The organism is Loktanella sp. DJP18 (genome assembly GCF_049310965.1).
Classification (GTDB): Bacteria; Pseudomonadota; Alphaproteobacteria; order Rhodobacterales; family Rhodobacteraceae; genus Loktanella.
Genome location: NZ_JBMERN010000395.1, coordinates 1 through 622, shown reverse-complemented (window position 1 = coordinate 622; position 622 = coordinate 1). Strand labels below are relative to the sequence as shown.

Genomic DNA, 622 nt, shown 5'->3' with positions numbered 1-622 from the left:
CAGCATCGCAGGCCACAGAGAAATCAAAACAGAGAAGAGAGATCTGAATGACCGACGCAAGCACCGCCACCCCGTCCGAAACCACCACCCGCGCCGCCGGCGACAAGTGGATCGAGCGCTTCGGCAAGATCAAGTCGATCGCGCTGAAATCCGGCCGCAAGGGCCAGTATGCCGTGATCGTGCTGGACTGCGTGAAGTTCGAGCAGACCGCCTTCGCCTTCACGACGAAGACGATCGACGCGATCAAATCCGCAGGCGAAGGCGCCTCCGTTTGGCTCAAAGGCCCCATGGAGTCCGTGCAGCGCAAGAACGCCAACGGCGGCACCTACTCCGAAGACCAGCTGAAAGTGGTCTACTTCAAGGACAAGACCGTCCGTGAAGGCGCTGCCGCCGCAGCCGAAGTCGCCGCACCGGCCGCCCCCGTCGCTGAAGACCTGACGGTGCTGACCGGCGTTGGCGCCAAGGTGGCCGAGCAGCTGGCCGAGGCAGGCATCGTGAACTTCGCCCTGCTGGCCGCCGCGACCGACGAGGCGCTGGACGCTGTGAAAGCCGGCATGGCCAAGCGCGCCACCACCGGTGACTGGCGTGACCAGGCAGCCGCCCACGTGGCCGCCGCCGCTGA

At 65.6% G+C, this 622-nt stretch carries 1 pseudogene; it reads left to right on the top strand.

The features are described from left to right. Nucleotides 1-47: 47 nt before the first annotated feature. A pseudogene (locus ACOI1H_RS26105) lies at nucleotides 48-622 on the top strand (hypothetical protein); the annotation flags it as partial.